The organism is Pseudomonas sp. BAV 4579, from assembly GCF_009765395.1.
GTDB classification, from domain to species: domain Bacteria; phylum Pseudomonadota; class Gammaproteobacteria; order Pseudomonadales; family Pseudomonadaceae; genus Chryseomonas; species Chryseomonas aestiva.
The window spans coordinates 15,464-38,669 of record NZ_WHOV01000088.1 but is presented as its reverse complement, the minus strand read 5'-3'; the positions used below and the strand labels follow the sequence as shown (position 1 = coordinate 38,669).

Below are 23,206 nucleotides of genomic sequence, written 5' to 3'. Positions count from 1 at the left end.
GGAAGTGGGGCGCATTATAGGGGAGTTTCAGGACAGGTCAACAGGTTATTTCAAATTTATTGCTGACGGACGCTGATGCGGGCAAAGGCCTTCTTGCCGGCCTGACATATATAGGTACGGCCGATCTCGAACAGGAAGCCCCGATCGACCACCTCGCCATCCACCTTGACGCTCCCTGCCGCAAGCAGATCGCGAGCTGCCGCAGCGTTCTTCACCAGCCCGGCCTTGTTGAGGACGGCAGCGACCGGCAGCGCCGCATCGGTTTCCAGCTCGACTTCCGGCAGGTCTTCCGGCAGCTCGCCATCCTTCATGCGGTTACCCGCGGAGCGGTGGGCGGTCTGGGCGGCTTCTTCCCCATGGAAGCGGGCGACGATCTCTTCGGCCAGCTTGATCTTGATGTCGCGGGGATTGGCGCCCCGCTCCACATCGCTACGGAACTGGGCGATCTCCTCCAGGCTGCGGAAGCTGAGCAGTTCGAAGTAGCGCCACATGAGGGTATCGGGAATGGACACCAGCTTGTTGTACATGACCCCCGGCGCTTCCTGGATACCGACGTAGTTGCCGAGGGACTTGGACATCTTCTTCACGCCATCCAGACCTTCGAGCAGCGGCATGGTAAGGATGCACTGGGCTTCCTGGCCGTAGGCGCGCTGCAGTTCGCGACCCATGAGCAGGTTGAATTTCTGGTCGGTACCACCCAGCTCGACATCGGCGCGCAGGGCAACGGAGTCATAGCCCTGAACCAGGGGATAGAGGAATTCGTGAATGGCGATGGGCTGGTTGCCCGCGTAACGCTTGCTGAAGTCGTCGCGCTCGAGCATACGCGCCACGGTGTACTGGGAAGACAGACGAATGAAGTCGGCCGGCGACAGCTGATCCATCCAGGTGGCATTGAAGGCCACTTCGGTACGGGCCGGATCAAGGATCTTGAACACCTGGGCCTTGTAGGTCTCGGCATTCTCCAGCACCTGCTCGCGGGTCAGCGGCGGGCGGGTGGCGCTCTTGCCACTGGGGTCGCCGATCATGCCGGTGAAATCGCCGATCAGGAAGATGACCTGATGGCCCAGCTCCTGGAACTGGCGCAGCTTGTTGATCAGCACGGTGTGGCCAAGGTGCAGATCCGGAGCGGTCGGATCGAAGCCTGCCTTGATGCGCAGCGGGGTGCCGCGCTCCAGTTTTGTTACAAGCTCTGACTCGACGAGCAGCTCATCTGCTCCACGCTTGATGACCGCCAGCTGCTCCTGGACCGTTTTCATGGGGGCTTCGCCTCTGAATTTCGAAAGCGTGAACCTTATCAAGATGCCCCTAGTAGCCGCCAGCCGGCACGTCGGATCACCACCCCAAAGGGTTGTGACAGCCAGATTTTGATTATATTTTAGGCAGTTATTCACTTATTTTAACGTCAGATCATCACTTTAGCTAAATGACGAAGCCAATCCCCAAAAGTCCGTTCTACCCCAAAAGCCACCTCGTGGCCGCCAGCGGGGTGGCCGCACTCTTGAGTCTGGCCTTGCTCGTGTTTCCCTCTCAGCAGGTCGAGGCGAAACGCACTTCCATCAATCTGGATGTTGAACAGGACGCCCGGCGCGTCGTGCAGGGTCAGGATGACCTGAAGGAGCAAGTGCTCGCAGATACTCAAGCCGCGGACACCCAGTCCCCCTCCCCCTTTGCCCAGGTAGCCCCGGAGCAGACAGAAGCCCAGACCGCCGAGGAAGCGCCTGCCGAAGAGGAAGTTGCCGCCACGGAACGCGTCGAGCCGCAGTGGAAGACCGAAACCGTGCGCAAGGGCGACACCCTCTCGACGCTGTTCGAGCGGGCCGGCCTTGCCGCTGCCGTGGTGCACGAGGTGCTGGCCAGCAGCAAGGAAGCCAAGAAGCTGACTCGCCTGCGGGTGGGCCAGAAGATCGAATTCCAGCGTGATACTTCGGGTGACCTGCTGGCGGTGCGCACCAAGCTCACCGCGTTGCAGACCCTGTCGCTGGTCAAGTCCGACCAGGGCTACGAGGTCGAGCACAAGACCGTCACCCCGGACATCCGCAAGGCCTATGCCCAGGGGCGGATCAGCAGTTCGCTGTTCGCCTCGGCGCAAAAGGCCGGGCTGTCCCATGACATGACCATGGCGCTGGCCACCATCTTCGGCTACGACATCGACTTCGCGCTGGACATCCAGGAAGGCGACGAATTCGAGGTGGTCTACGAGGACAAGGTGGTCAACGGCAAGCACGTCGGCTACGGCAACATCCTGGCCGCTCGCTTCGTCAACAAGGGCAAGGCCTACACGGCCGTGCGCTACACCGCCAAGAACGGCACCACCAACTACTACACGGCGGAAGGCGGCAGCATGCGCAAGGCCTTCATCCGTACCCCGGTGGAGTTCTCGCGGATCAGCTCGCGCTTCACCATGGGCCGCTTCCACCCGGTGCTGAACAAGATGCGCGCACACAAGGGCGTCGACTATGCCGCGCCCACCGGTACGCCGATCCATGCCACCGGCGACGGCAAGATCGCCAAGGCGGGTCGCGAGAATGGCTACGGCAACGTGGTGATGATCCAGCACGGCAAGACCTACACCACCGTCTATGGCCACATGAGCCGGATCGCCAAGGGCATGCAGGCCGGTGCCTCGGTGAAGCAGGGCCAGGTGATCGGCTACGTGGGCATGACGGGCCTGGCGACTGGTCCGCACCTGCACTATGAGTTCCGCATCAATGGCAACCACGTCGATCCGCTCGGGGTGAAGCTGCCCATGGCCGATCCCATCGCCAAGAACGAGATCTCGCGTTTCCTGGCGCAGAGCCAGCCGCTCATGGCCCGCATGGACCAGGAACGTGCCTCTCTGCTCGCGATGAACAAGCGCTGAGATGGAGCGCTACCTGGGGGTAATGTCCGGCACCAGTCTGGATGGACTGGATATTGCCCTGATCGAACAGGACGAGCGGACCCGTTTCGTCTCCGCCCTGGGCGTGCCCATGCCGGACGCGCTACGCCGCGAGCTGCTGGCGCTGTGTGCGCCCGGTGACAACGAGATCGAGCGCATCGCCCGGGCCGAACAGGCCTGGGTCAGGCTGGCCGCCCAGGGTATCGCCGAGTTGCTGGCGCAGCAGGGTCTGACCCCCGCGGATATTCGCGCCGTGGGTAGCCACGGCCAGACCATCCGCCATCTGCCGGCACAGGGCTACACCCTGCAGATCGGCGATGCCGCCCTGCTGGCCGAGTTGAGCGGTATCGACGTGGTCGCCGACTTCCGCCGTCGCGACCTGGCCGCCGGGGGTCAGGGGGCACCCCTGGTCCCGGCCTTCCATGCCGATCTCTTCGGCCTGGATCACCCGCGTGCGGTACTCAATATCGGTGGCTTCAGCAACGTGACCCTGCTGGCTCCGGGTCTACCGGTACGGGGCTTCGATTGCGGACCGGGCAATGTGCTGCTGGATGCCTGGATCCACCACAGTCAGGGGCGATTCTTCGATGCCGATGGCGCCTGGGCGGCGCAGGGACAGGTCGTGCCGGCGCTGCTGCAACGGCTGCTGAGCGATCCCTTCTTCATGAAGAGCGGACCGAAGAGCACCGGGCGCGAGCACTTCAATCTGCCCTGGCTACAGGGACAGCTCGCCCAGCAGGAGGCGCTGGATCCGGCGGATGTCCAGGCCACCCTGGCCGAGCTGAGCGCTCGCAGCATCGCCGAGAGCATCCTGGCCGCCCAGGCGGTGGACGAGGTGCTGGTCTGTGGCGGCGGGGCGCACAACCGGGATTTGATGGCGCGTCTGGCCAGGCAGCTGGCGCCAGCCGTGGTGCAGAGCACCGCGGCCTATGACGTCTCGCCGGACTGGCTGGAAGCCATGGCCTTTGCCTGGCTGGCCCAGCGCTTCTGCGAGCGCCTGCCCGGCAACTGCCCGGAAGTCACCGGCGCCCACGGCCTTCGCGTGCTGGGTGCGCTCTACCCGCACTAGCCAGCGCGCTGGGCCGAGGGGGTTGCCGGGTCAGATGGAGAAGGACTGACCACAGCCACAGGTGGTGGCGGCGTTGGGATTCTTGATGACGAAACGCGAGCCTTCCAGGCCTTCCTGGTAGTCCACCTCGGCGCCGGCCAGGTACTGGAAGCTCATGGGATCCACCACCAGGTGCACACCATCGCGCTCGATGACGGTGTCGTCGTCGGCGGAATCTTCGTCGAAGGTGAAGCCGTACTGGAAGCCCGAGCAGCCGCCACCCGTGACGAAGACGCGCAGCTTCAGGCGGGGATTGCCCTCTTCCTCGATCAGGTTCTTCACCTTGCTGGCCGCGCCCAGGGTGAACTGCAGGGGGGTCGGGGTGAAGGTTTCAATGGTCATTGCCGTAGTCTCCCGGCTTGCGCCGAACACAATTCAGTCAGGAAATTATCCGCTTGCCCGAGCAAAACGGTCAACTATTGCGCGACCATGGGCTGCCAGCCGAGACGACCGGAGTGAATGACTTGCCGGCAGCGCCACTCTAATATCGCGCCGCCCGATAAGGAGAACGCCCCGATGCTCTATCTTTGGTTGAAAGCCTTCCACCTGATTGCCCTGGTCTGCTGGTTCGCCGGTCTGTTCTATCTGCCGCGCCTGTTCGTCTATCACGCCCAGAGCAGCGACGCCGTGAGCCACGAGCGCTTCTGCCTGATGGAGCGCAAGCTGTATCGCGGCATCATGCTGCCGGCGATGATCCTCACTCTGCTGTTCGGCATCGGCCTGCTGGTGATCAATCCGAGCTGGCTGACCCAGGGCTGGATGCACACCAAGCTGGCGCTGGTGGTGGTGCTGATCGGCTATCACCATGTCTGCGGCGCCATGCGCAAGAGATTCGAGCGCGGCGAAAACAAGCGCAGTCATGTGTTCTACCGCTGGTTCAACGAGGTGCCGGTACTGGTGCTCATCGCCATCGTCATCCTGGTGGTGGTCAAACCCTACTAGGTGCCCGGCGTTTTCCTGGAGAAAGCAGTATGCAGCGTTATGCCCTGGTAACCGGTGCCTCGTGCGGGATCGGTCTGGCCCTGGCCGAGGCCCTGGCGCGGCGGGGTCAGCCGCTGATCCTGCTGGCGCGGCGCAAGGACAAGCTGGAGAGCATCGCCGCCGAACTGGCCCAGCGCTTCGACGTGGAGGTGCTGTACCGGGTCTGCGACCTGGCGGAGCCGTTGCACCTGACCGGCCTGCTGCACGAGCTGGAGCAGAGCGAGAGAGCCATCGGCCTGCTGGTCAATTGCGCCGGGATCGGCAGCGGCGGGGATTTTCTCGCCGCGGACTGGCCGCGGGTGCAGGAGCAGCTGGAGCTGAACATCCTGGCGCTCACCCGCCTGTGCCATGCCCTGGGCCAGCACATGGCGATCCAGGGTGGCGGCCAGATTCTCAACGTCGCCTCGACCGCGGCCTTCCAGCCCATTCCCTACATGAGCAGCTATGCCGCGACCAAGGCCTATGTACTGCACTTCTCCGAGGGCCTGCGCGAGGAGCTCAAGAAGCGAGGCGTGTCGGTGTCGGTGCTCTGCCCCGGGCCGACCCGTACCGCCTTCTTCAAGAATGCCGGGCTGCACACCGGGCGCATGGAGCAAGGCAAGCTGCTGATGTCCGCCGAGGAGGTGGCCCTGGCCGCGGTGCGCGGGCTGGAAAGGCGCCAAGCGGTGATCGTCCCGGGCTGGCGCAATCGCCTGGGCAGCCTGTTGCCGCGCTTCTTCCCCCGCGCCCTGGTGCGTTCGGCCGCGGTGCGGGTCGGCAAACTCTTTCAACCCGCGTAAGGGTGATCCCGCCAGTCGAACCTGCCGGTGGGCGGTAGCCGCTGGTACACTCGGGGTCTATCCAGCCAGCAGGAGATCGACGTGGATTGTCTGTTCTGCAAGATCGTCGCCGGGGACATTCCGGCCAAGGTGCTCTACGAGGATGATCAGGTCATGGCCTTCCATGACATCGCCCCGCAGGCGCCCGTGCACTTTCTGGTCATCCCCAAGAAGCACATCGCGACCCTGCACGACCTCAGCGAGGCCGATGACAAGCAGCTCGCCGGCCATATCCTCTTCACCGCCCAGCGCCTGGCGCAGGAACAGGGCTGCGAGGAAGGCTTCCGCGTCGCGATGAATTGCAACGCCCTGGGGGGCCAGACGGTCTATCACATCCATATGCATGTGCTGGGCAAGCGGCAGATGACCTGGCCTCCGGGCTGAGCCACGCCCTCTCCTCCCTTCGCCCGCCAAGGAGATCACCTTGAGATCCAAGCGCCTCTACTCCCCCCTCGATCGACTGCTGATCCAGGCCGATACCGCCCTGCGTACCCTGACGCCCTTCAGTGGCGCTCCGACGCGCAGCTCGCCGGCCATTCCACTCAAGGATGCCGAGCTGAGCGACGAGGAACGCCGTCACGCGGCCGGCCTCATGCGCATCAACCACACCGGCGAGGTCTGCGCCCAGGCGCTGTACCAGGGCCAGGCGCTGACTGCCAAGTTGCCGGAAGTCCGGGAGGAAATGGAGCGTTCGGCGGACGAGGAGATCGATCACCTAGCCTGGTGCGAGCAGCGCATCCGCGCCCTGGGTGAGCGTCCCAGCCTGCTCAATCCGCTGTTCTATGGCCTGTCCTTCGGCATCGGCGCCGGTGCCGGGCTGATCAGCGATCGCCTGAGTCTGGGCTTCGTCGCCGCCACCGAGGATCAGGTCTGCCGCCATCTGGACGAGCACCTGGACAAGCTGCCAGCAGCCGACGCCAAGTCCCGTGCGGTGCTGGAACAGATGCGTATCGACGAGGAGCAACACGCCGAGCACGCCCTGGCGGCCGGTGGCTGGCGCTTTCCCACGCCGGTCAAATACGGCATGAGCCTGGTGTCCAAGGTGATGACCAAGACCACCTACCGCATCTGACCCGCGGTTGGCGCCCATGAAAAAGCCCTGCCTCGGCAGGGCTTTTTGCTGTCTGCAACGCTAGATATCGAAGAAGACGGTTTCCTGCGGCCCCTGCAGATGGATGTCGAAGCGATAGGCCAGGCGGCCATCGATCTCGCAACGGCGCGCCAGTAGGGTGGGGCGGCGCTCCGGCTCCGGCAGGTTGTAGACCGGACAGCGGGCGTTGGCCTCGGCTTCATCGTCGAAGTAGAGGCGGGTCTGCAGGTGGATGTTGATGCCGCGGGCGAACAGGGTGACGTTGATGTGCGGCGCCATGGGCTGGCCGCGCTGGTCGGCGACCTGGCCGGGCTTGATGGTGTGCAGCGTCCAGTCACCGGCGTCGAAGGTGGTGGCGGTGCGACCGAAGCCGTTGAAGGCCTTTTCCACGTCGTAGACCGGGTCGTACTGACCCTCATGGTCGGCCTGCCAGAACTCCAGGAAGGAATCGCGCACCAGGTTGCCGTTGCCGTCGAACACCTGGCCGGTGAGCAGGATGTGCTCGCCGGGGGCATCGGGCCTGGCCAGCTCGTTCCAGATCTCGACCGCGCGGGTGGGGTTGCCGGCGGCGGCCAGGGCCAGGCCGATATGCACATAGGGGCCGGCGGTCTGGGAGGGGGTTTCCGGTAGCAGGTCGTGGCGGTTGGGGATCATGTCGGCGTCCTCAGTGATGTTCGAAGAACGTCTGCCGCGCGCCGCGGGTGACGATGTCGAAGCGATAGGCCAGGCAGTCCATGGGATTGGCCATGCTCATGTCCAGGCGGGCGATGAGGGTCTGCACCGCGGCGGGATCGGCAATGGACTTGACGATGGGGCACAGCGGGATCAGCGGATCGCCTTCGAAATAGAGCTGGGTGATCAGCCGGGTGGCGATGGCCGGACCCATGACCGAGACATGGATGTGCGCCGGACGCCAGTCGTTGCTGCCGTTGCGCCAGGGATAGGGACCCGGGCGGACGGTGCGAAAGACATAGTTGCCCTGGCTGTCGGTACGGGTGCGGCCGACGCCACCGAAGTTGGGATCCAGGGGCGCCAGGTAGACGTCGTTCTTGTGCCGGTAGCGCCCTCCGGCATTGGCCTGCCAGATCTCCACCAGGGAATTGGGCACCGGCTTGCCGAACTGGTCACGCAGGGTGCCGAACAGGATGATGCGCTCGCCCTGGGGCAACTGACCGGTGCCGAAGTTGAGCAGCAGATCGTTGTCGTGCGGCCCGAGCGGCAGCTGCGAGAAGTCCGGGCCGCTGCGCTCGGACGCGGTCTGGTGCTGCAGACTGACCAGCGCCTGGCGCGGTGAGCGGGGAATCGAGGATTTGTAGGCGGGTGTATAGGCCTGGGGATGCCAGGTGCGATCACGGGCGACGTAGCGAACGTCGTGGGGCTTGTTATGCATTGGAATGCTCCACGGAAGGATCGGGGCCAAGGCTTGGCCGATCCCAGTGTGGCCCAGGGCGGCGCCTGGCTGAATTGAAAGCTGCGCTTTGACCCATAACCTAATGGTTAAGTGTCAGCTCCCCGGCTACCTCGCGCAGGACATCGCAGAATCTCTGGGTGGCCAGCGACAGGGACACGCTGCCATTGCGGCAGATGCCGACCGAGCCGCCGGCTTCGCAGACGCCAAGCTCCACCTCGATCAGCTCGCCGCTGGCCAGGTCGCGACGCACCGCATCCCGCGGGGCGATCCACAGCGCCTCGCTCTGGCGGACATACTGGCGGCTGAGGGTCGGCGACAGGGTTTCCAGCCGCTGCGGACTGAGCGGAATGCCGCATTGCACGAAGAGACTCTCGGCGTGGCGGCGGATGGTGGTACCGGGCAACGGCAGCACCAGGGGATAGCGCGCCAGGGTCGCCAGGTCCGCCGGCAGCGCCTGGCTCAGCGGATGCCCCGGACGGACCACCAGGGTCAGGGCCTCGGTATAGAGGTGCTCGAAGTCGAGGCCGTGGATGTCGGGGCTGTCGGTCATGCGACCGACCACCAGATCCAGATCGCCGACACGCAACTGCCCCAGCAGGTAGGCGCTGGGTCCGGTGGCGACGTTGACGATCAATTGCCGATGCCGCTCGTGCAGCCGCGCCAGGACCTCGGGCAGCACCTGGCTTTCCACCGTCGACAGGACCCCGACCCGTACCAGGCCACCGGCCTCGCCGCCGCGCACCAGTTCCATTCCCTCACGCAGCGCCTGGACGCAGGGACCGGCATGGCGCAGGAACAGCAGGCCGGCTTCGGTGAGGGTCACCTCGCCCTTGCCACGCTCGAACAGGCGCACCTCGAGAATCTCCTCGAGTTCGCGAATGGTCTTGGAAATGGCCGGCTGGGATACCGCGATGGCATCGGCCGCCTTGGCGAAGCTGCGCTGCTGGGCGATCTCCAGGAAACACAGCAGATGCCGGAATTTGATGCGGTTGTCGAGATTCATGACGCTCTCAAGGCAAGGCTCGGGCCAGAGACTACCACCCGGCGCTCACGGAAAACCCTTGGAGTCAGCAGGGGCATCCTTTGCTACAGTGCCGCCTTCTCTCTCGGAATCTCTCCATGTCGATCCGTGCCCAGCAGAAGCTGCAAACGCGCCAGGCGCTGCTGGAATCGGCGCGCCTGCTGATGAACAGCGGCCGCGGCTTCGGCAGTCTCAGCCTGCGCGAGGTGAGTCGCCAGGCCGGCATAGTCCCGGCGGGCTTCTATCGCCACTTCAGCGACATGGAAACCTTCGGCCTGGCCCTGGTGGCCGAGGTGGGCGATACCTTTCGCGACGCCCTGCGCCAGGTGCGTCATCACGAATTGCAGCAGCGCGGCATGATCGAGGCCTCGGTGGGGATCTTTCTCGGCGCCGTGAGCGACAACCGCGATCAGTTCCTCTTTCTCGCCCGTGAGCAATACGGCGGCTCCCAGGCCGTGCGCCAGGCCATCGCGGAGTTGCGTCAGCGCATCACCCAGGACCTGGCCCGCGACCTGCTCGCCCTGGGTCGGCTGCCCCATCTGAGTCCGTCGCAGATCGATGTCCTAGCCGACCTGGTGGTGAAGACGGTGTTCGCCACCCTGCCGGAGCTGATCGATCCGCCGCCGCTGACCACACCGCCACCGCTGTGGCCGGCGGCGAAGATGGTGCAGCAACTCAAGCTGATCCTGATCGGTAGCAAGCACTGGCGGCGCGGCGAGCGCACCAATGCCCCAAAGTAGGGCGTTGCCCTGCTAGCCGATGCAATGGCGCACCAAATAAGAGCAACCTGAACGCCAGGTCAACTTTCAGCGCCCCAGAACCAGGCGACTTGCGCGCCTTGGCAGGCCCCTTGCTGTAGAGCTGGGCAAAACTGCCAAGAGTCCTGCCATGCTGGTCGTCCAAAGCCGCTGCGCGCCCCGGGATACCTGGGATGCCGAACTCCACCTCACCTACGACGCCCGTAGCAAGAGTCGCCTGAGAGCCACCACCAGCGCTGGCGAGGACGTCGGCCTGTTCCTCGAACGCGGACAACCGCCACTGGCCGATGGCGACTGTCTGGAAGCCCGCGATGGCCGCATCGTGCGCATCGTCGCCCGGCCGGAAAAACTGCTGCATGTGACCTGCGCCAGCGCCTTCGAACTGACCCGCGCCGCCTACCACCTGGGCAATCGCCACGTCGCCCTGCAGATCGGCGACGGCTGGCTGCGGCTGCTGGACGACTATGTGCTCAAGGCCATGCTGGAGCAGCTCGGCGCCCGGGTCAGCGAGATCGAGGCCGGCTTCCAGGCCGAGCACGGCGCCTACGGCGGCGGTCACCATCACTCGCGCCATGGTGAGGAAGGCTTCAACTACGCGCCCAAGCTGCACCACTTCGGCGTGCGCACGTGAATTCGCCCTTCGCGCTGCTGCGCCTGGCCAGTCCCCAGCTGCCGATTGGCGGCTACAGCTATTCCCAGGGACTGGAACTGGCCATCGACAGCGGCCTGATCCGCAGCGCGGCGGAGGCCGAGACCTGGCTGCGTGACAATCTCGAACTCAATCTCGCACGCTTCGAAGCACCGCTGCTGCTGGCCCATTGCGAAGCCGCCGCAGCCGGCGACTGGACGCGCCTGGGCGCACTGGCCGAGCGTCACCGTGCCAGTCGCGAGACCGCGGAGTTCCAGCTGGAAAGTCGCCAGACCGGTTATTCCCTGGCGCAACTGCTGCTCGGACTGCCGGAGCTGGATGACGCCAGTCGCCGCCTGCTCGGCGAGCTGGCCCCGACCTTCGCCCTCGGCTGGGCGCTGGCCGCCCGGGCCTGGGCCATCGCCCCCCGGGCCGCCCTGGACGCCTGGCTGTGGACCTGGCTGGAAAATCAGCTGGCGGTACTGATGAAAACCCTGCCGCTGGGCCAGCAAGCCGCCCAGCGCCTCACCTCCCTTCTGCTGCCGACCCTGACCGCCGTGGCCGAGCAGGCCGCGGCCCTGCCCGAAGCGACCTGGGGCGGCGCCCCCTTCGGCCTGGCCCTCAGCAGCATGGCCCACGAGCGGCAGTACAGCCGCCTGTTCCGTTCCTAGGAGATATCCTCATGACTACCCAACCCCTGCGCGTCGGTATCGGCGGACCGGTCGGCTCCGGCAAGACCGCCCTCACCCTGGCCCTCTGCCGCGCCCTGCGCGAGCGCTACAACCTGGCGGTGGTGACCAACGACATCTACACCCGCGAGGACGCCGATTTCCTGGTGCGCAACGAAGCCCTGGCGCCCGAGCGCATCCTGGGCGTGGAGACCGGCGGCTGTCCGCACACCGCCATCCGCGAAGACGCCTCCATCAACCTGGAAGCGGTGGACCAGCTCAATCGCCGCTTTCCCGGCCTGGACCTGATCCTGGTGGAATCCGGCGGCGACAACCTGTCCGCCACCTTCAGCCCGGAGCTGTCCGACCTGACCCTCTACGTCATCGACGTCTCGGCCGGCGACAAGCTGCCACGCAAGGGCGGCCCCGGCATCTGCAAGTCGGATCTGCTGGTGATCAACAAGATCGACCTGGCGGAGCAGGTCGGTGCCTCCCTGGAGGTGATGGATCGCGACACCCGCAAGATGCGCGGCGACAAGCCCTTCGTCTTCAGCAACCAGAAGACCGGTCTGGGCCTGGAAGAGATCATCGCCTTCATCGAGAAGCAGGGTCTGCTGACCGCCGCCTGAGTCCAAGAAACCATCTCCAAGGAGCCCCCATGAAACACGTCAAGATCCTCGCCACCGCCGCCCTGCTGCTCGCCCCGGCCCTGGCCTTTGCCCATCCGGGTCATGCCGAGAATGGCCTGGCCGCCGGGGTGCTGCACCCCCTGACCGGTCTCGACCATTTGCTGGCCATGCTCGCCGTGGGCCTCTGGGCCGCCCAGCAGCAGGGCAAGGCGCGCCTGGCGCTGCCCTGCACCTTTGTCGGCACCATGCTGATCGGCGGCCTGCTGGGCTTCGCCGGGCTGGAGCTGCCCTTGCTGGAGACCGGCATCGCCGCCTCGGTGCTGGCGCTGGGCCTGCTGGTGGCCCTGGCCGCCCGCCCGCCGGTGGCCGCCGCCGTCGCTCTGACCGCCGCCTTCGCGCTGTTCCATGGCGTGGCCCATGGCCTGGAATTGCCGGAGATGGGCAATCCCTGGGCCTATGCCCTGGGCTTCGTCGCCGCCACCGCCACCCTGCATGGCCTGGGCTATGCCGTGGTGCGCTACCTGCCCCAGGCGGCCACGCCGCTGGTACGTCTGGCCGGCATCGCCACTGCCATTGCTGGTGGATGGCTGCTCGCCGCCTGATCCATCAGGTGATCCCCAGCTGCTGGCGCAGTCGCGCCAGCACGCCCTCTTCCGCCATCGCCGGCAACTGCGCGGTATAGCCGCCAAAGCCGGCGAAGCGTGTGGCGAAATCCACCTCGAGCACGAATCTGTTGTCGAACTGCGGCGAGGCCAGGGGTGCCAGCACCTCGGCTGAATAGGTGTCGCGCGGATCGCTGCCCAGCCGCACCGGCAGGTCGCCACTCTGCTGGCGATAGGCGACCCAGGGCGAATAGGTGAAGGCCTCCAGCCGGCCCCGCGCCAGGTCCAGTTCCAGCAGGCGCAGCAGACCGTTGCCGCCAGCGTATTCGGTCTGGTAGTTGATCAGCAGCAGATCCACCGGATGGCCCAGGTCATTGGTCAGCCGCAGATGACCGCTGCCGTGGTTGTGGCCGTTGAGGGTCAGGAAGATCTGGTCGTTGCGGCGGATCAGCCGATTCCATAGCCGCACCCCGGTGTCGTTGCGCCGGGTGGAGAGCACGGCCTGGCCGTTCACCAGGTCGACGATGTTGTGCGAGGCGAGGATGGTCGGCAGGTGCGGATAGCGATCCAGCATCCCCTGGGCCCAGTCCAGACTCTGGTCCGAGGGGCACCAGTCCAGGGTCAGCAGCAGGAAACCCTGCCCCAACGCCGAGAAACGATGGGCCTCGTTGAGACCGGTGACGTCGCGTTCGATGAAGGTGGCCTGGCGCGCCGCCCGCTCGCGGCCGAAATACTGGGTGAAGAGTTCGCGACCGTCACGCAGACGGTCCTCGGTGTAGAGCTCGACGACATCGTGGTCGCCGGTCATGACGCTGTAGGGCACCCCGGCCTGCTCCAGCCGTGCCATGGCGTGACTGGCCAGGGCCCATTCGCCATGCTGTTCGGCGTTTTCCACCAGATCGCCCAGGTGCACCACGAACGGCAGGTTCAGCGCCGCGGCGTTGTGCGCCAGCCAATGGGTCTGGGCATGAAAGGCCAGTGCCGGCGAATAGCCCAGGTGACCATAGCGCTCCACCCGCCGGCCGTTGGGCAGCATCTCGTGGTTGTTCTCGCTGTAGTACTGGGTATCCGGCAGGACACCGAGCAGGAAGCTGCTGCGCGACGGCAGCGGCGCCAGCGGCGCGAAGGCATGCCGTTCGAACCAGAGGGCGCGGTGCTCCGGCAGGCCGTAGCGCTGGGTCGGCTTGCAGGCGGCCAGCAGCGGCAGACCGGCCAGCGCCAGGCACAACCGGCGACGTTTGAAATCGGGCAAATCGGTCATCACAGCGGCCTCAGGGCAGGTAGTAGGCCTGCCAGCGATTGTCGTTGAAGCGGCCTTCCAATACCGGTCGGCGGCTGGCCAGCGGAGTGCCGGCCAGGGCCGCCTGGCTGTCGGCGTCGAGCAGCACATAGGCGGGTCGGGCGACCTGGGCGAGCTGCGCCGCCTGGCCGATATCGAGAAAGGTCGGCAGGGGCACGTCGTAGTCGAGATTCATCAGGTAGCGAAAGGCCTTGGTGTCCTGGCCCAGGCCAAGGAACACCAGTTGCCCGGGCTCCCCCTGGCGCAGGCTTTCCAGGCGGGTGACGAAGGCGCGGGTGTCGTAGCGCAGCGCCTGCATCGGGTCCAGCGCCAGCACCACCAGCAGCCATTGCGCCAGGGCTGCCGCGGCCAGGGGCATGCCCAGGCGGAAGGCGCCGCGCTCGCGCCAGGCGGCCACCAGGGCGAACAGCGTGAGGATGGCGAAGGCGCCCAGCAGGAAGCGCAGATCCAGTTCAGGCCACCAGCCCGCGGCCTGCAGCTTGGGCTGCTGCAGCTTGACCAGCACCCCGAGCACCAGCGGAAAGATCACCAGCAGCGGCAGGAACAGCCGCCGTACCCAGGCCAGGGCACCCTGCCCCTGCAGCAGCACCCAGGCGCCGAGGGCGGCGCAGGCCGGGATGGCCGGCAGGATGTAATAGGGCTTCTTGAAGGTGGGTATCGAAAGGGCCACCAGGATCAGCGTGGCGAAGCCGGCCAGTTGGAGCAGCAGGCGGCTGTCCGCCTGTTCGTGGCGCAACCGCCAGTGGTGCCTCAGCGTCGGCAAGGCCAGCAGTGCCAGGGGAAAGGCCGGCGCATAGCGATAAAGCCCCAGCTGCAGGAAGTACCACCAGGGATAGCCGGCACCGTCGGTGTCGTCCAGCCGCCCGGAGACCTGCATGCGCAGCACGTCTTCGACAAAGGCCGGGCCGCCGGTCCGCCAGGCCAGGCCGAACAGCAGGGCGCAGCACAGCGCCAGCACCAGGGCGCCCGCCAGGCCGTAGCCGAAGCTGCGCCGCCAGTCGCCTTGCAGCAGCCAGTAGACGCAGACCACGCCACAGGGCTCGATCAACCCCAGCGGTCCGCGCACGGCGAAGCCGGCGGCCAGGCACAGGAACACTAGGGCGCGCCGCCGCGACAGGCCACGCTGGTCGGCGCTCCACAGCAGATAGAAGCAGCCCAGCGCCGCCAGGGTGACGAACTGATCGAGGCAGATGGAGCGGGCCTTGGCGAGGAAACCATTGGTGAGCAGCAGCACCAGTACCGCCAGCAGGCCCCAGGCGCGGGACCGCTCGGCCAGCAGGCGATAGAGCAGCCCGACGATGGCCGCGGAGGCCAGCGCGGTGGGAATCACCGTGGCCAGGCGATTGACCTCGCCGAACAGTTGGGCGAAGACGTCTATCAGCAGCGTCGAGGTGGCGGGATAGTCCGGATAGGGCTGTCCGTAGCTGGTCGGGAAGGCACTGGCCCCGTGGCGAAACATCTCCTGGGCGAACAGCGCGAAGCGGCCGTCGAAGCCGATGAAGGGCTGCTCCCACAGCCCAGGGTGAACAGGGGCACCGCCAGCAGACACAGCGCCAGGCTTTCCAGGCGCAGGCGCGCCAGACTCGGGATGGACGACACGCGGCAGGACTCCGGCAGGCTGGGAAGGACGGGCTCGCGACCCGGCGCCACTATCGCCGAACAACCTTAGGGATCGCTGAAACCAGGCTGACGGCAGGCTGACAGGAACCCCAGGACAGAGCGGTTCGGCTGGGAGGCGGTCGCGACTATGCCGCCGAATTGAAGATTTTTCATGACAGCTGCATCCAAAGCGCCGGCTGCCGGGTATAGCCCCTACAGTCCAGCCGACTGTGCCCCCTCTCAATCCGGAGCAAGCGCATGAACAACACCTCTAGCCGTTGCAGCATCCTGGTCCTGACCGCCCTGCTGAGCACCCCGCTGCTGGCCCAGGGCGAGTTACCCGAGGCCGTCCGCGTGCCCGCCGGCAACAGCCTGATGCTGGAAACCGTGGGCAAGGGCACCATCGTCTACGAATGCCGCGACAAGAAGGACATGCCCGGCCAGACCGAGTGGTTCTTTGTCGGTCCCAAGGCCGACCTGCATGATCGCCAGGGCAAGCAGGTGGGGCGCTACTACGGTCCGCCGGCCACCTGGGAAGCCGCCGACGGCTCCAAGGTGGTCGGCAAGCAACTGGCCATCGCTCCCGCCGGCGCCGGCAACCTGCCCTATCAGCTGGTGGAGGCCGCGCCCGCCGAGGGCAAGGGCGCCTTCCAAGGCACCACCTACATCCAGCGCACCGCGCTCAAGGGTGGCGTCGCGCCGGCCAAGGCCTGCACCTCGGCCAACAAGGGCGAACAGCAGACCGTGAACTACCAGGCGGACTATCTGTTCTGGAAGAAGGGCTGAGCTCCGGGGGACAGCCAGGAGCGGATCGGCTAGGCTCGGCTGATCCGGTCGCCACCCTGGCGTCCCCAGCCTGGCGCACGCCCTCGTGACCGAACGTTCCCCTGATCCAGCCGCCCTGCTCGCCGCCTGTGCCCGGGGCGAGCGCGCCGCCCTGCAGCGCCTCTACCAGAACGAGGCGCCGCTGTTGCTGGGTATCGTCCTGCGCCTGGTGCGCGATCGCGGGCTGGCCGAGGACATCCTCCACGATGCCTTTCTGCGCATCTGGCGCGGCGCCGCCGGTTTCGCCCCGGAGCGCGGCTCGGCGCGTGGCTGGATGTGCAGCGTGGCCCGCAACCTGGCGCTCAACGCCTTGCGCGATCGCCAGCGCCTGGTGCCCCTGGCGGACGGCTGGGAACCCCTGGCCGAGTCTGCCGATCCGGCGCGAGAGGCCAACGGCCGCCGCCTGGAGGGCTGCCTGCAGAACCTGGAAGCGCCGCGGCGGGAGGCCATCCTGGCCGCCTACCTGGACGGCTGCTCCCATGGCGAGATCGCCCAGCGCCTGCAGGCGCCGCTGGGCACGGTGAAGAGCTGGATCACGCGGGGCCTCAAGGCGCTCAGGGAGTGCATGACATGAACAGCGATACCACCCTGCCCCCGGACGAAGAACGCGAACGCCTGGCCGGCGAATACGTGCTCGGTACCCTGGATGCCGAAGAGCGTCGTCGCGTGGAGCTTGCACTGGCGACGGACACCCTGCTGGCCGCCGCCGTGGCGCGCTGGGAGGCGCGCCTGCAGCCGCTGGCCGAACGGGTGCCACCCGTCGAGCCCGGCGCGAATCTGTGGCCGCGCATCGAGCGCAGCCTGGGTGAGGCCGACACCCGGGTCATCATCCGGCGCGAGTCGCTGTGGCAACGGCTGGCGCTCTGGCAGGGCCTGAGTGCGGCGGGGCTGGCCGCCAGCCTGGTGCTCGCGGCGCTGCTACTGCTGCGCCCGGTACCCACGCCAAGCTACCTGGTGGTGCTGGCGGCGCCCAGCGATCGCACGCCCGGCTGGGTGATCCAGACCGCCAGCGCCCATGACCTGCAGCTGATTCCCCTGGGGCGCGACGCCGTGCCGAGCGGCAAGACGCTGCAATTCTGGACCAAGGCCGATGCCTGGCAGGGTCCGGTATCCCTGGGTCTGGTCCAGCCTGGGCGCACCCTGCAGGTACCGCTGGACCGGCTTCCGCCGCTGGAAGCCAACCAGCTGTTCGAACTCACCCTGGAAGACCAGGGCGGCTCGCCCACCGGCCGACCCACCGGGCCGATCCAGTTCATCGGTCGGGCGGTAAAGGTGCTCTAGCGAGCGCCCTTAACTCTGGCGATGGATATTGAAGTTGTTGAACGCCTGGCAGGTCGCCATCAGCTGGATGCGGTTGATGTTGACGTGCCTGGGCTGGTTCAGCGTCCAGTGGATGGATTCGGCGATGTCGTCCGGGGTCAGGGGCTCGGTGCCGGCATAGACGGCATCGGCCTTGGCCTTGTCGCCGCCGAAGCGGACCACCGAGAATTCGCTTTCCGACAGCCCGGGCTCGATGTTGGTCACCCGCACCCCGGTGCCCAGCAGGTCGGATCTCAGGCTCAGGCTGAACTGCTTGAGGAAGGCCTTGGTGGCGCCATAGACGTGGCTGCCCGGATAGGGATAGTCGCCCGCGACCGAGCCCAGGTTGACGATGCCGGCGCCGGCGCCATGGGCGATCAGTCGCGGCAACAGCAGACGGGTGCAATAGAGCATGCCCTTGATGTTGGTATCGACCATGGTGTCCCAGTCGTCCAGGTCGCAGCTCTGCGCCGGCGTGTTGCCCAGCGCCAGACCGGCATTGTTGACCAGGGCGCGCAACTGGTTGAATTCCTCCGGCAGACCGGCGACCGCGGCTTCCACGGCCGCGCGATCCTGGACGTCCAGTACCAGCGGCAGCACCTTGGCCTGCCCGGACAATTCCTCGGCCAGGGCGTGCAGGCGATCCTCGCGGCGGCCGGTGATGACGATCGACCAGCCGTCCTTGGCGAAGCGGCGAGCGGTGGCGGCGCCGAAACCGGAGGTGGCGCCGGTGATGAAGATCGAAGACATGAAAGATTCCTTCTGCGAGGGAGTTTGGCCGAGGCCCACGATAGCTCAGGGCCAGTGGTCAGGCGAATACTCAGATCGCCGGGAATCCAGCGGATCAGTTATAACGCCTTGGAATTGCACGGTTTTCCGCGCGCTGGCGAATTTTTGAACAGTTCCCGCCAGGCCAGGCGCGCTGGGCCTCACACCCGGCTATGCCAAGCTTATCCACAGGACGATCCACGGAGTTCCTGTACAGAACTCGGACCCGGCTTCAGCTGGATAAGTCCGCCCGGGCGAGCCAGGCGGGCGGTTCGGCCGGCGCTAGTCCGGTGCAGGCCGCCTCGACACAGGCCGCGAGGCCGGCGAAGCGCAGCTCGCGACCGGTAAGGCCCGGGCCGTAATGGGCGAACTTGCCGGAATTGGTCAGCAGGGTACGGGCCGCGGGCGGCACCAGGGGCTCGCCGAGCATGCACCAGCAGGTGTCCCCGACCAGTTGGGCACCGAAGGCTTCCAGCTCGGCCAGGCTGCCAGACCGTTCGGCCGCCGCGCGCACGTCTCGCCCGAGGGTGATCACCAGGGCCACCGCGGGATGCCGCTGCCGGCCGCGACAGAGCTTGGCCAGGCGCTGGCATTCCTCGGCGGAAAAATGCGGATTGCCCAGGGCCACCAGCTGCACCTCGCGCGCAGCGGCGCTGTCCAGTTCGGCCCAGGCCTGGCGCAGGTCCGCCAGATCTATGTCTTCGACCTCCAGTTCGGGCGCCGCGACCGCAGCCAGGATCGGCGCCTCGGGCGTTACCCCGACCAGATGGAACAGCGGCGCCGCCGAGGTGGTGGCGAAGGCGGCGCCAAAGGCCTTGAGATCGTCGCGGCTGGGCTGGGCCTGTGCCAGCCCCAGCACCGCGGGGATCCGGGTGGGCGAACGCAGGCCGATCCAGTAGCCGAGCAGCGGATAGAAGGCGTCGTCATGCCCATCGGGTAAGCTGACCCGGAAGACCTTGGCCGCGCGGCGACCGCTGTCCAGATGGCAGCCGGCCAGGGGCGCCCGACCGGTCAGGGCCGTGCAGATGTCGAGGAAGTCGGCGTACTTCTGGGTGCGCGCCCCCAGCACGCTGTTGGCGAAGACCACGGCATTGGATTCGGCCCAGACCACCTGCTCGCCCAGGGTCGGGGCGCTGTCCAGCAGATAGGGCGCGCAGGTGAAGGTGGGACGGCAGCCCAGGGCCACATAGGCCTCGGCCAGGGCGCTGGCCGGTTCGCCCAACGCCGGATCGATGCCCTGCGCGCGCCAGCGGCGCTGATCCACCGACACCGCATTGAGGCTGGTGGGCATCCGCACCCGACCGCCCCACTCCACCAGGCGCTGGGCGAAGGCCAGGCTGGCCGGGCCGGTGTAGATGCAGCCGTCGATATGGGCCTGGGTGATGTCGAGCAATTCGCGCGCGCCCTGCAGATGCGCCATGCGCACCAGGATCTTCATCGCCGCCTGGACGGCCTGGCCCTCGGCGCCCGCCAGCTTGGCCCGGTCGGTCGCGCTGAGCTGCAAAGCGGCAGGTGCCTCGGTAGCGGTGCCGGGGAAGAGGTCTCCGGGCACGCCGACCCAGCCATCGTTTACCGCGATCTCCTCCAGCCCGGCGAGGACCGCGAAGGCCTCGGCGCCCAGGCTGACGACCGGCAGGGAGCGACCGAAGAGTTCTTCCGCGACGATGGCGCCCAGGCTGAGGATCTCGTCCGGCTCGGCCAGCACCAGCGCCGCCGGTCCGCGGCCCGCCAGCAACAGCTCCAAGAGCACGGCGCTGCCGGTGCAGGAGCCGCGGCCACTGGGAATGGCCAGGATGCGTCCGGCCAGTTCCAGGCCGTGCAGGGGATGATGGCGATCGATCACCCGGCCGCTGGCCGGATCGACGCCACCCCAGAAACTCAGGCCCAGGGGCGCCCAGGCCAGGCGTCCCCGGGCCTGGCCCGCGACCAGACAGCGACCGCGGACCGCCGCCACCGCTAGTGGCCACCCAGGTAGGCTTCGCGCACCTGGGGATTGGCCAGCAACTCCTGACCGCTCCCGGTCATGCGGATCTCGCCGGTGACCATCACATAGGCACGGTCGGACAGGCGCAGGGCATGGTTGGCGTTCTGCTCCACCAGGAAGATGGTCATGCCGCTCTGCGCCAGCTCGCGCAGGATCTGGAAGATCTGCTTCACCACGATGGGCGCCAGGCCCAGGCTGGGTTCGTCGAGCAGCAGTAGCTTGGGTCGCGCCATCAGCGCCCGGGCGATGGCCAGCATCTGCTGCTCGCCGCCGGACATGGTCATGGCGCGCTGGTTGCGACGCTCCTTGAGGCGCGGGAAGAGCTCGAACATGCGCTGCATGTCCTCGTCCACCCAGCGGGTGCCGATGGGGATGGTCCCCATCAGCAGATTCTCCTCGACCGTCATGTCGGGGAACACATGGCGTCCCTCCGGCGACTGGGCGATGCCGTTGGAGGCCACGTAGTGGGCGTTCTTGCGGGTGATGTCCTCGCCCCGGTAGAGGATCTGCCCGTTGCGTGCCTGGGGCTGGCTGAAGATGGACATCAGCAGGGTGGACTTGCCGGCGCCATTGGAGCCGATCAGACTCACCGTCTCGCCTTCGTTGATGGACAGGGAGACGCTCTTCAGGGCCTGGATCGGCCCGTAGAAGACGTCGACGTTGCGGAATTCCAGGATCGGCGTGGTCATGCCACCTCCTCTTCTTCGGCGCCGAGGTAGGCGGCGATGACCTTGGGATCGTTGCGGATGTCGGCCGGCAGGCCACGGGCGATGACCTGGCCATGATCCAGCACCACGATGTGGTCGGAGATGTTCATCACCATGCCCATGTCGTGCTCGATCAGCACCACGGTGATGCGGTGCTGGTCGCGCAACAGGCGGATCATCCCGGCCAGGGCCTCGGTCTCGGCCGGGTTAAGGCCGGCGGCGGGTTCGTCCAGGCAGACGATCTCCGGACGGGTGCACATGGCGCGGGCGATTTCCAGACGGCGCTGCTGGCCGTAGGAGAGTTCGCCGGCCAGGCGGTTGGCGTGATCCACCAGGTCCACCACCTCCAGCCAGTAGAAGGCCGTGTCCAGCGCCTTTTCCTCGGCGCGGCGATAGCCGGGGGTGTTGAGGATGCCGGTGATGAGGTTGCGGTTGCACTGCATGTGCTGCGCCACCAGCAGGTTCTCCACCACCGACATCTCCTTGAACAGGCGGATGTTCTGGAAGGTGCGGGCGAGACCGGCGCGATTCACCAGGTGGGTGCCACCGAACATCTTGTACCAGAGGCGACTGCCGAACTGCACCGGATTGACGAAGTCGGCCGCCTGGAAGCGCTCGCCCATGATCTTGCCGACGCGGGTCGAGCGACCGTCGGCGCTGTCCAGGCGGATCTCGCCATCGGTGGCCTTGTAGAAGCCGGTCAGGCAGTTGAACACCGTGGTCTTGCCGGCCCCGTTGGGGCCGATCAGCGCGGTGATGGACTGGCGCTGGATCTCGAAGCTCACGTCCGAGAGGGCCTTGATGCCGCCGAATCTCATGCCCAGACCCTTTACGGTCAGAATGTTGTCGCTCACGGCGCCACTCCCTTGCGAATCGCGAAGCCACTGCGGGCGATACGGATCAGGCCACGCGGCCGCCACATCATCATCACCACCATGAGCACACCGAACACCAGCATGCGGATGTCGCCGAATTCACGCAGCAGTTCGAACAGCAGGGTCATGACGAAGGCCGAGACCACCACCCCGACGGTGGAGCCCAGGCCGCCCAGCACCACGATGGCCAGCACTAGCACCGACTCGAAGAAGTTGAACGAGGCCGGGTTGATGAAGCCCTGGTAGGTGGCGAAGAACACCCCGGCCAGGCCGGCGGTGGAAGCACCGATCATGAAGGCCGAGAGCTTGACCAGCACATGGTTGAGGCCCATGGCGCGGCAGGCGATCTCGTCTTCACGCAAGGCTTCCCAGGCGCGACCGACCGGCATGCGGGTCAGGCGGTGCTTGATGTAGAGCACCAGCAGCACCGCCAGGAACAGCACGGTGTAGATGAAGATCATCGTCGCGTTGGGGTTGTAGCTGATGCCCAGCAGCTCATGGATGGGCACCCCGCCCTCCTTCGCCCGGCGGCCGAATTCGATGCCGAAGAAGGTCGGCGAAGGCGCGGCGATGCCGTTGGGGCCCTTGGTCACTTCCAGCCAGTTGTTGAGCACCAGGCGGATGATCTCGCCGAAGCCGAGGGTGACGATGGCCAGGTAGTCCCCGTGCATGCGCAACACCGGGAAGCCCAGTATCGCCCCCGCTACCGCGGCCAGCACCGCGGCGAGCGGCAGCATGGTCCAGAAGCCCAGGCCGAGGTACTGGTAACCCAGCGCCAGGCCGTAGGCGCCGATGGCATAGAAGCCGACGTAGCCGAGGTCGAGCAGACCGGCCAGGCCCACCACGATGTTCAGGCCCAGGCCCAGCAGCACGTAGATCAGGCAGAGGATGATCACCGTCAGCCAGTACTTGGTGGCCAGGAAGGGAAAGGCGATGGCCACCAGGATGATGATGGGCAGGATGAATCTGAGGTTGGACTTGTGTCCCGGCGGCAGCACGTGGACGCCACCGTCGTTGCGCTTGAAGGACTCGATCCAGTCGCGGCCCTTGGCGGTCTGGCCGAACAGGCTGAGCAGGAAGCGCCCGGCCATGACCACGGCGACCATGATGCCGACGCGGCCGGGCTGGACGTTGTAGCCATAGCCGTCGAGCACGATGCCGACGATGGGGCCGAACAGGATCAGCGAGACCAGGCCGACCATGAAGGTGTCGCGCAGCACGACCTTGAGATCGAAGGAGGAAGACGTCTGACTCATG

At 66.6% G+C, this 23,206-nt stretch carries 27 protein-coding genes; 14 read left to right on the top strand and 13 right to left on the bottom strand.

What is annotated here, in order from left to right; genetic code table 11:
* Positions 1-56: 56 nt before the first annotated feature.
* Together tyrS and GSQ95_RS27240 are read right to left on the bottom strand one after the other, a co-directional pair.
* On the bottom strand, positions 57-1,256 hold the full coding sequence (gene tyrS / locus GSQ95_RS17615) for a tyrosine--tRNA ligase (RefSeq protein WP_158893731.1): 1,200 nt from the start codon (positions 1,254-1,256) through the stop codon (positions 57-59).
* 146 nt (positions 1,257-1,402) lie between these two features.
* Positions 1,403-1,639: a hypothetical protein gene (locus GSQ95_RS27240; RefSeq protein WP_231500985.1), complete on the bottom strand. Its 237-nt coding sequence runs from the start codon at positions 1,637-1,639 to the stop codon at positions 1,403-1,405.
* On the opposite strand from GSQ95_RS27240, the gene GSQ95_RS17610 reads away from it, so the two are divergent.
* On the top strand, positions 1,622-2,860 hold the full coding sequence (locus GSQ95_RS17610; RefSeq protein WP_256664632.1) for a peptidoglycan DD-metalloendopeptidase family protein: 1,239 nt from the start codon (positions 1,622-1,624) through the stop codon (positions 2,858-2,860). The two genes, GSQ95_RS27240 and GSQ95_RS17610, sit on opposite strands and share 18 nt — an antisense overlap.
* Before the next feature lies 1 nt (position 2,861).
* Positions 2,862-3,947, top strand: a complete 1,086-nt coding sequence (locus tag GSQ95_RS17605; protein WP_158893735.1) for an anhydro-N-acetylmuramic acid kinase — start codon at positions 2,862-2,864, stop codon at positions 3,945-3,947.
* Between the two features lie 30 nt (positions 3,948-3,977).
* Here GSQ95_RS17605 and erpA read toward each other — a convergent pair whose 3' ends face one another.
* Positions 3,978-4,328: an iron-sulfur cluster insertion protein ErpA gene (gene erpA / locus GSQ95_RS17600; RefSeq protein WP_007162616.1), complete on the bottom strand. Its 351-nt coding sequence runs from the start codon at positions 4,326-4,328 to the stop codon at positions 3,978-3,980.
* 174 nt (positions 4,329-4,502) lie between these two features.
* On the opposite strand from erpA, the gene hemJ reads away from it, so the two are divergent.
* The 4 genes from hemJ to coq7 all read left to right on the top strand — a co-directional run bounded on the left by hemJ (position 4,503) and on the right by coq7 (position 6,857).
* The gene (gene hemJ, locus GSQ95_RS17595; RefSeq protein WP_058792657.1) at positions 4,503-4,928 is read left to right on the top strand and encodes a protoporphyrinogen oxidase HemJ; all 426 of its coding nucleotides are present in this window, start codon (positions 4,503-4,505) and stop codon (positions 4,926-4,928) included.
* A 29-nt stretch (positions 4,929-4,957) separates the two neighbouring features.
* Entirely contained in the window at positions 4,958-5,746 is a 789-nt protein-coding gene (locus tag GSQ95_RS17590; protein ID WP_133863071.1) for an SDR family oxidoreductase, read from the top strand.
* Positions 5,747-5,827: 81 nt separating this feature from the next.
* On the top strand, positions 5,828-6,169 hold the full coding sequence (locus GSQ95_RS17585) for a histidine triad nucleotide-binding protein (RefSeq protein ID WP_017642985.1): 342 nt from the start codon (positions 5,828-5,830) through the stop codon (positions 6,167-6,169).
* A 40-nt stretch (positions 6,170-6,209) separates the two neighbouring features.
* Positions 6,210-6,857, top strand: coding sequence for a 2-polyprenyl-3-methyl-6-methoxy-1,4-benzoquinone monooxygenase (gene coq7 / locus GSQ95_RS17580; protein ID WP_133863070.1), 648 nt, complete (start codon positions 6,210-6,212; stop codon positions 6,855-6,857).
* A gap of 60 nt (positions 6,858-6,917) precedes the next feature.
* Here the strand turns inward: coq7 and pcaG are convergent, their stop codons facing one another.
* The 3 genes from pcaG to pcaQ form a co-directional block, all read right to left on the bottom strand.
* On the bottom strand, positions 6,918-7,529 hold the full coding sequence (gene pcaG / locus GSQ95_RS17575) for a protocatechuate 3,4-dioxygenase subunit alpha (protein ID WP_158893737.1): 612 nt from the start codon (positions 7,527-7,529) through the stop codon (positions 6,918-6,920).
* A 10-nt stretch (positions 7,530-7,539) separates the two neighbouring features.
* Positions 7,540-8,265 (bottom strand): protocatechuate 3,4-dioxygenase subunit beta, encoded by a 726-nt coding sequence (gene pcaH / locus GSQ95_RS17570; protein ID WP_158893739.1) that lies wholly within the window; start codon positions 8,263-8,265, stop codon positions 7,540-7,542.
* Positions 8,266-8,365: 100 nt separating this feature from the next.
* Entirely contained in the window at positions 8,366-9,289 is a 924-nt protein-coding gene (gene pcaQ, locus GSQ95_RS17565; RefSeq protein ID WP_158893741.1) for a pca operon transcription factor PcaQ, read from the bottom strand.
* A 116-nt stretch (positions 9,290-9,405) separates the two neighbouring features.
* On the opposite strand from pcaQ, the gene GSQ95_RS17560 reads away from it, so the two are divergent.
* The 5 genes from GSQ95_RS17560 to GSQ95_RS17540 all read left to right on the top strand — a co-directional run bounded on the left by GSQ95_RS17560 (position 9,406) and on the right by GSQ95_RS17540 (position 12,592).
* Positions 9,406-10,047 (top strand): TetR family transcriptional regulator, encoded by a 642-nt coding sequence (locus tag GSQ95_RS17560; protein ID WP_158893743.1) that lies wholly within the window; start codon positions 9,406-9,408, stop codon positions 10,045-10,047.
* Positions 10,048-10,195: 148 nt separating this feature from the next.
* Positions 10,196-10,696, top strand: a complete 501-nt coding sequence (ureE, locus tag GSQ95_RS17555) for an urease accessory protein UreE (RefSeq protein WP_158893745.1) — start codon at positions 10,196-10,198, stop codon at positions 10,694-10,696.
* Complete coding sequence (locus GSQ95_RS17550) at positions 10,693-11,364, top strand: urease accessory protein UreF (RefSeq protein WP_158893747.1); 672 nt, start codon at positions 10,693-10,695, stop codon at positions 11,362-11,364. Before ureE ends, GSQ95_RS17550 begins: the two co-directional genes overlap by 4 nt.
* Before the next feature lie 11 nt (positions 11,365-11,375).
* Entirely contained in the window at positions 11,376-11,990 is a 615-nt protein-coding gene (gene ureG / locus GSQ95_RS17545; protein ID WP_007162627.1) for an urease accessory protein UreG, read from the top strand.
* Positions 11,991-12,019: 29 nt separating this feature from the next.
* Complete coding sequence (locus GSQ95_RS17540; protein WP_158893749.1) at positions 12,020-12,592, top strand: HupE/UreJ family protein; 573 nt, start codon at positions 12,020-12,022, stop codon at positions 12,590-12,592.
* Between the two features lie 4 nt (positions 12,593-12,596).
* On the opposite strand, the gene GSQ95_RS17535 is transcribed toward GSQ95_RS17540, so the two are convergent.
* Positions 12,597-13,853 (bottom strand): metallophosphoesterase, encoded by a 1,257-nt coding sequence (locus GSQ95_RS17535; protein WP_158893751.1) that lies wholly within the window; start codon positions 13,851-13,853, stop codon positions 12,597-12,599.
* 10 nt (positions 13,854-13,863) lie between these two features.
* Positions 13,864-15,441 carry a glycosyltransferase family 39 protein gene (locus GSQ95_RS17530; RefSeq protein ID WP_256664631.1) on the bottom strand — a complete coding sequence of 526 codons (1,578 nt, stop codon included), beginning with the start codon at positions 15,439-15,441 and terminating at the stop codon, positions 13,864-13,866.
* 308 nt (positions 15,442-15,749) lie between these two features.
* Here GSQ95_RS17530 and GSQ95_RS17525 point away from each other — a divergent pair, with 308 nt between their 5' ends.
* The 3 genes from GSQ95_RS17525 (at position 15,750) to GSQ95_RS17515 (ending at position 17,597) form a co-directional block, all read left to right on the top strand.
* Complete coding sequence (locus GSQ95_RS17525) at positions 15,750-16,277, top strand: DUF3455 domain-containing protein (protein ID WP_059313387.1); 528 nt, start codon at positions 15,750-15,752, stop codon at positions 16,275-16,277.
* Positions 16,278-16,362: 85 nt separating this feature from the next.
* Entirely contained in the window at positions 16,363-16,890 is a 528-nt protein-coding gene (locus tag GSQ95_RS17520; protein ID WP_158893753.1) for a sigma-70 family RNA polymerase sigma factor, read from the top strand.
* Positions 16,887-17,597: an anti-sigma factor domain-containing protein gene (locus tag GSQ95_RS17515; RefSeq protein ID WP_158893755.1), complete on the top strand. Its 711-nt coding sequence runs from the start codon at positions 16,887-16,889 to the stop codon at positions 17,595-17,597. The genes GSQ95_RS17520 and GSQ95_RS17515 overlap by 4 nt, the downstream gene beginning before the upstream one ends.
* Positions 17,598-17,606: 9 nt before the next feature.
* Here GSQ95_RS17515 and GSQ95_RS17510 read toward each other — a convergent pair whose 3' ends face one another.
* The 5 genes from GSQ95_RS17510 to livM form a co-directional block, all read right to left on the bottom strand.
* Positions 17,607-18,365 carry an SDR family oxidoreductase gene (locus GSQ95_RS17510; RefSeq protein WP_158893757.1) on the bottom strand — a complete coding sequence of 253 codons (759 nt, stop codon included), beginning with the start codon at positions 18,363-18,365 and terminating at the stop codon, positions 17,607-17,609.
* A 250-nt stretch (positions 18,366-18,615) separates the two neighbouring features.
* Positions 18,616-20,337, bottom strand: a complete 1,722-nt coding sequence (locus GSQ95_RS17505; protein WP_158893761.1) for an aconitase X — start codon at positions 20,335-20,337, stop codon at positions 18,616-18,618.
* A gap of 2 nt (positions 20,338-20,339) precedes the next feature.
* On the bottom strand, positions 20,340-21,056 hold the full coding sequence (locus GSQ95_RS17500; RefSeq protein ID WP_044342783.1) for an ABC transporter ATP-binding protein: 717 nt from the start codon (positions 21,054-21,056) through the stop codon (positions 20,340-20,342).
* Positions 21,053-21,928: an ABC transporter ATP-binding protein gene (locus GSQ95_RS17495; protein ID WP_158893763.1), complete on the bottom strand. Its 876-nt coding sequence runs from the start codon at positions 21,926-21,928 to the stop codon at positions 21,053-21,055. The genes GSQ95_RS17500 and GSQ95_RS17495 overlap by 4 nt, the downstream gene beginning before the upstream one ends.
* Positions 21,925-23,205, bottom strand: coding sequence for a high-affinity branched-chain amino acid ABC transporter permease LivM (livM, locus tag GSQ95_RS17490; protein WP_158893765.1), 1,281 nt, complete (start codon positions 23,203-23,205; stop codon positions 21,925-21,927). The genes GSQ95_RS17495 and livM overlap by 4 nt, the downstream gene beginning before the upstream one ends.
* Position 23,206 lies beyond the last annotated feature (1 nt).

What these genes read in the sequence shown, in the direction of transcription:
- tyrS (WP_158893731.1), bottom strand. Translation starts at nt 1,256, where the DNA reads ATGAAAACGGTCCAGGAGCAGCTGGCGGTCATCAAGCGTGGAGCAGAT.
- pcaH (WP_158893739.1), bottom strand. Translation starts at nt 8,265, where the DNA reads ATGCATAACAAGCCCCACGACGTTCGCTACGTCGCCCGTGATCGCACC.
- pcaQ (WP_158893741.1), bottom strand. Translation starts at nt 9,289, where the DNA reads ATGAATCTCGACAACCGCATCAAATTCCGGCATCTGCTGTGTTTCCTG.
- GSQ95_RS17500 (WP_044342783.1), bottom strand. Translation starts at nt 21,056, where the DNA reads ATGACCACGCCGATCCTGGAATTCCGCAACGTCGACGTCTTCTACGGG.
- GSQ95_RS17605 (WP_158893735.1), top strand. Translation starts at nt 2,862, where the DNA reads ATGGAGCGCTACCTGGGGGTAATGTCCGGCACCAGTCTGGATGGACTG.
- GSQ95_RS17560 (WP_158893743.1), top strand. Translation starts at nt 9,406, where the DNA reads ATGTCGATCCGTGCCCAGCAGAAGCTGCAAACGCGCCAGGCGCTGCTG.
- ureG (WP_007162627.1), top strand. Translation starts at nt 11,376, where the DNA reads ATGACTACCCAACCCCTGCGCGTCGGTATCGGCGGACCGGTCGGCTCC.
- GSQ95_RS17540 (WP_158893749.1), top strand. Translation starts at nt 12,020, where the DNA reads ATGAAACACGTCAAGATCCTCGCCACCGCCGCCCTGCTGCTCGCCCCG.
- livM (WP_158893765.1), bottom strand. Translation starts at nt 23,205, where the DNA reads ATGAGTCAGACGTCTTCCTCCTTCGATCTCAAGGTCGTGCTGCGCGAC.
- pcaG (WP_158893737.1), bottom strand. Translation starts at nt 7,529, where the DNA reads ATGATCCCCAACCGCCACGACCTGCTACCGGAAACCCCCTCCCAGACC.
- GSQ95_RS17590 (WP_133863071.1), top strand. Translation starts at nt 4,958, where the DNA reads ATGCAGCGTTATGCCCTGGTAACCGGTGCCTCGTGCGGGATCGGTCTG.
- erpA (WP_007162616.1), bottom strand. Translation starts at nt 4,328, where the DNA reads ATGACCATTGAAACCTTCACCCCGACCCCCCTGCAGTTCACCCTGGGC.
- GSQ95_RS17535 (WP_158893751.1), bottom strand. Translation starts at nt 13,853, where the DNA reads ATGACCGATTTGCCCGATTTCAAACGTCGCCGGTTGTGCCTGGCGCTG.
- GSQ95_RS17515 (WP_158893755.1), top strand. Translation starts at nt 16,887, where the DNA reads ATGAACAGCGATACCACCCTGCCCCCGGACGAAGAACGCGAACGCCTG.
- hemJ (WP_058792657.1), top strand. Translation starts at nt 4,503, where the DNA reads ATGCTCTATCTTTGGTTGAAAGCCTTCCACCTGATTGCCCTGGTCTGC.
- GSQ95_RS17525 (WP_059313387.1), top strand. Translation starts at nt 15,750, where the DNA reads ATGAACAACACCTCTAGCCGTTGCAGCATCCTGGTCCTGACCGCCCTG.
- GSQ95_RS17510 (WP_158893757.1), bottom strand. Translation starts at nt 18,365, where the DNA reads ATGTCTTCGATCTTCATCACCGGCGCCACCTCCGGTTTCGGCGCCGCC.
- ureE (WP_158893745.1), top strand. Translation starts at nt 10,196, where the DNA reads ATGCTGGTCGTCCAAAGCCGCTGCGCGCCCCGGGATACCTGGGATGCC.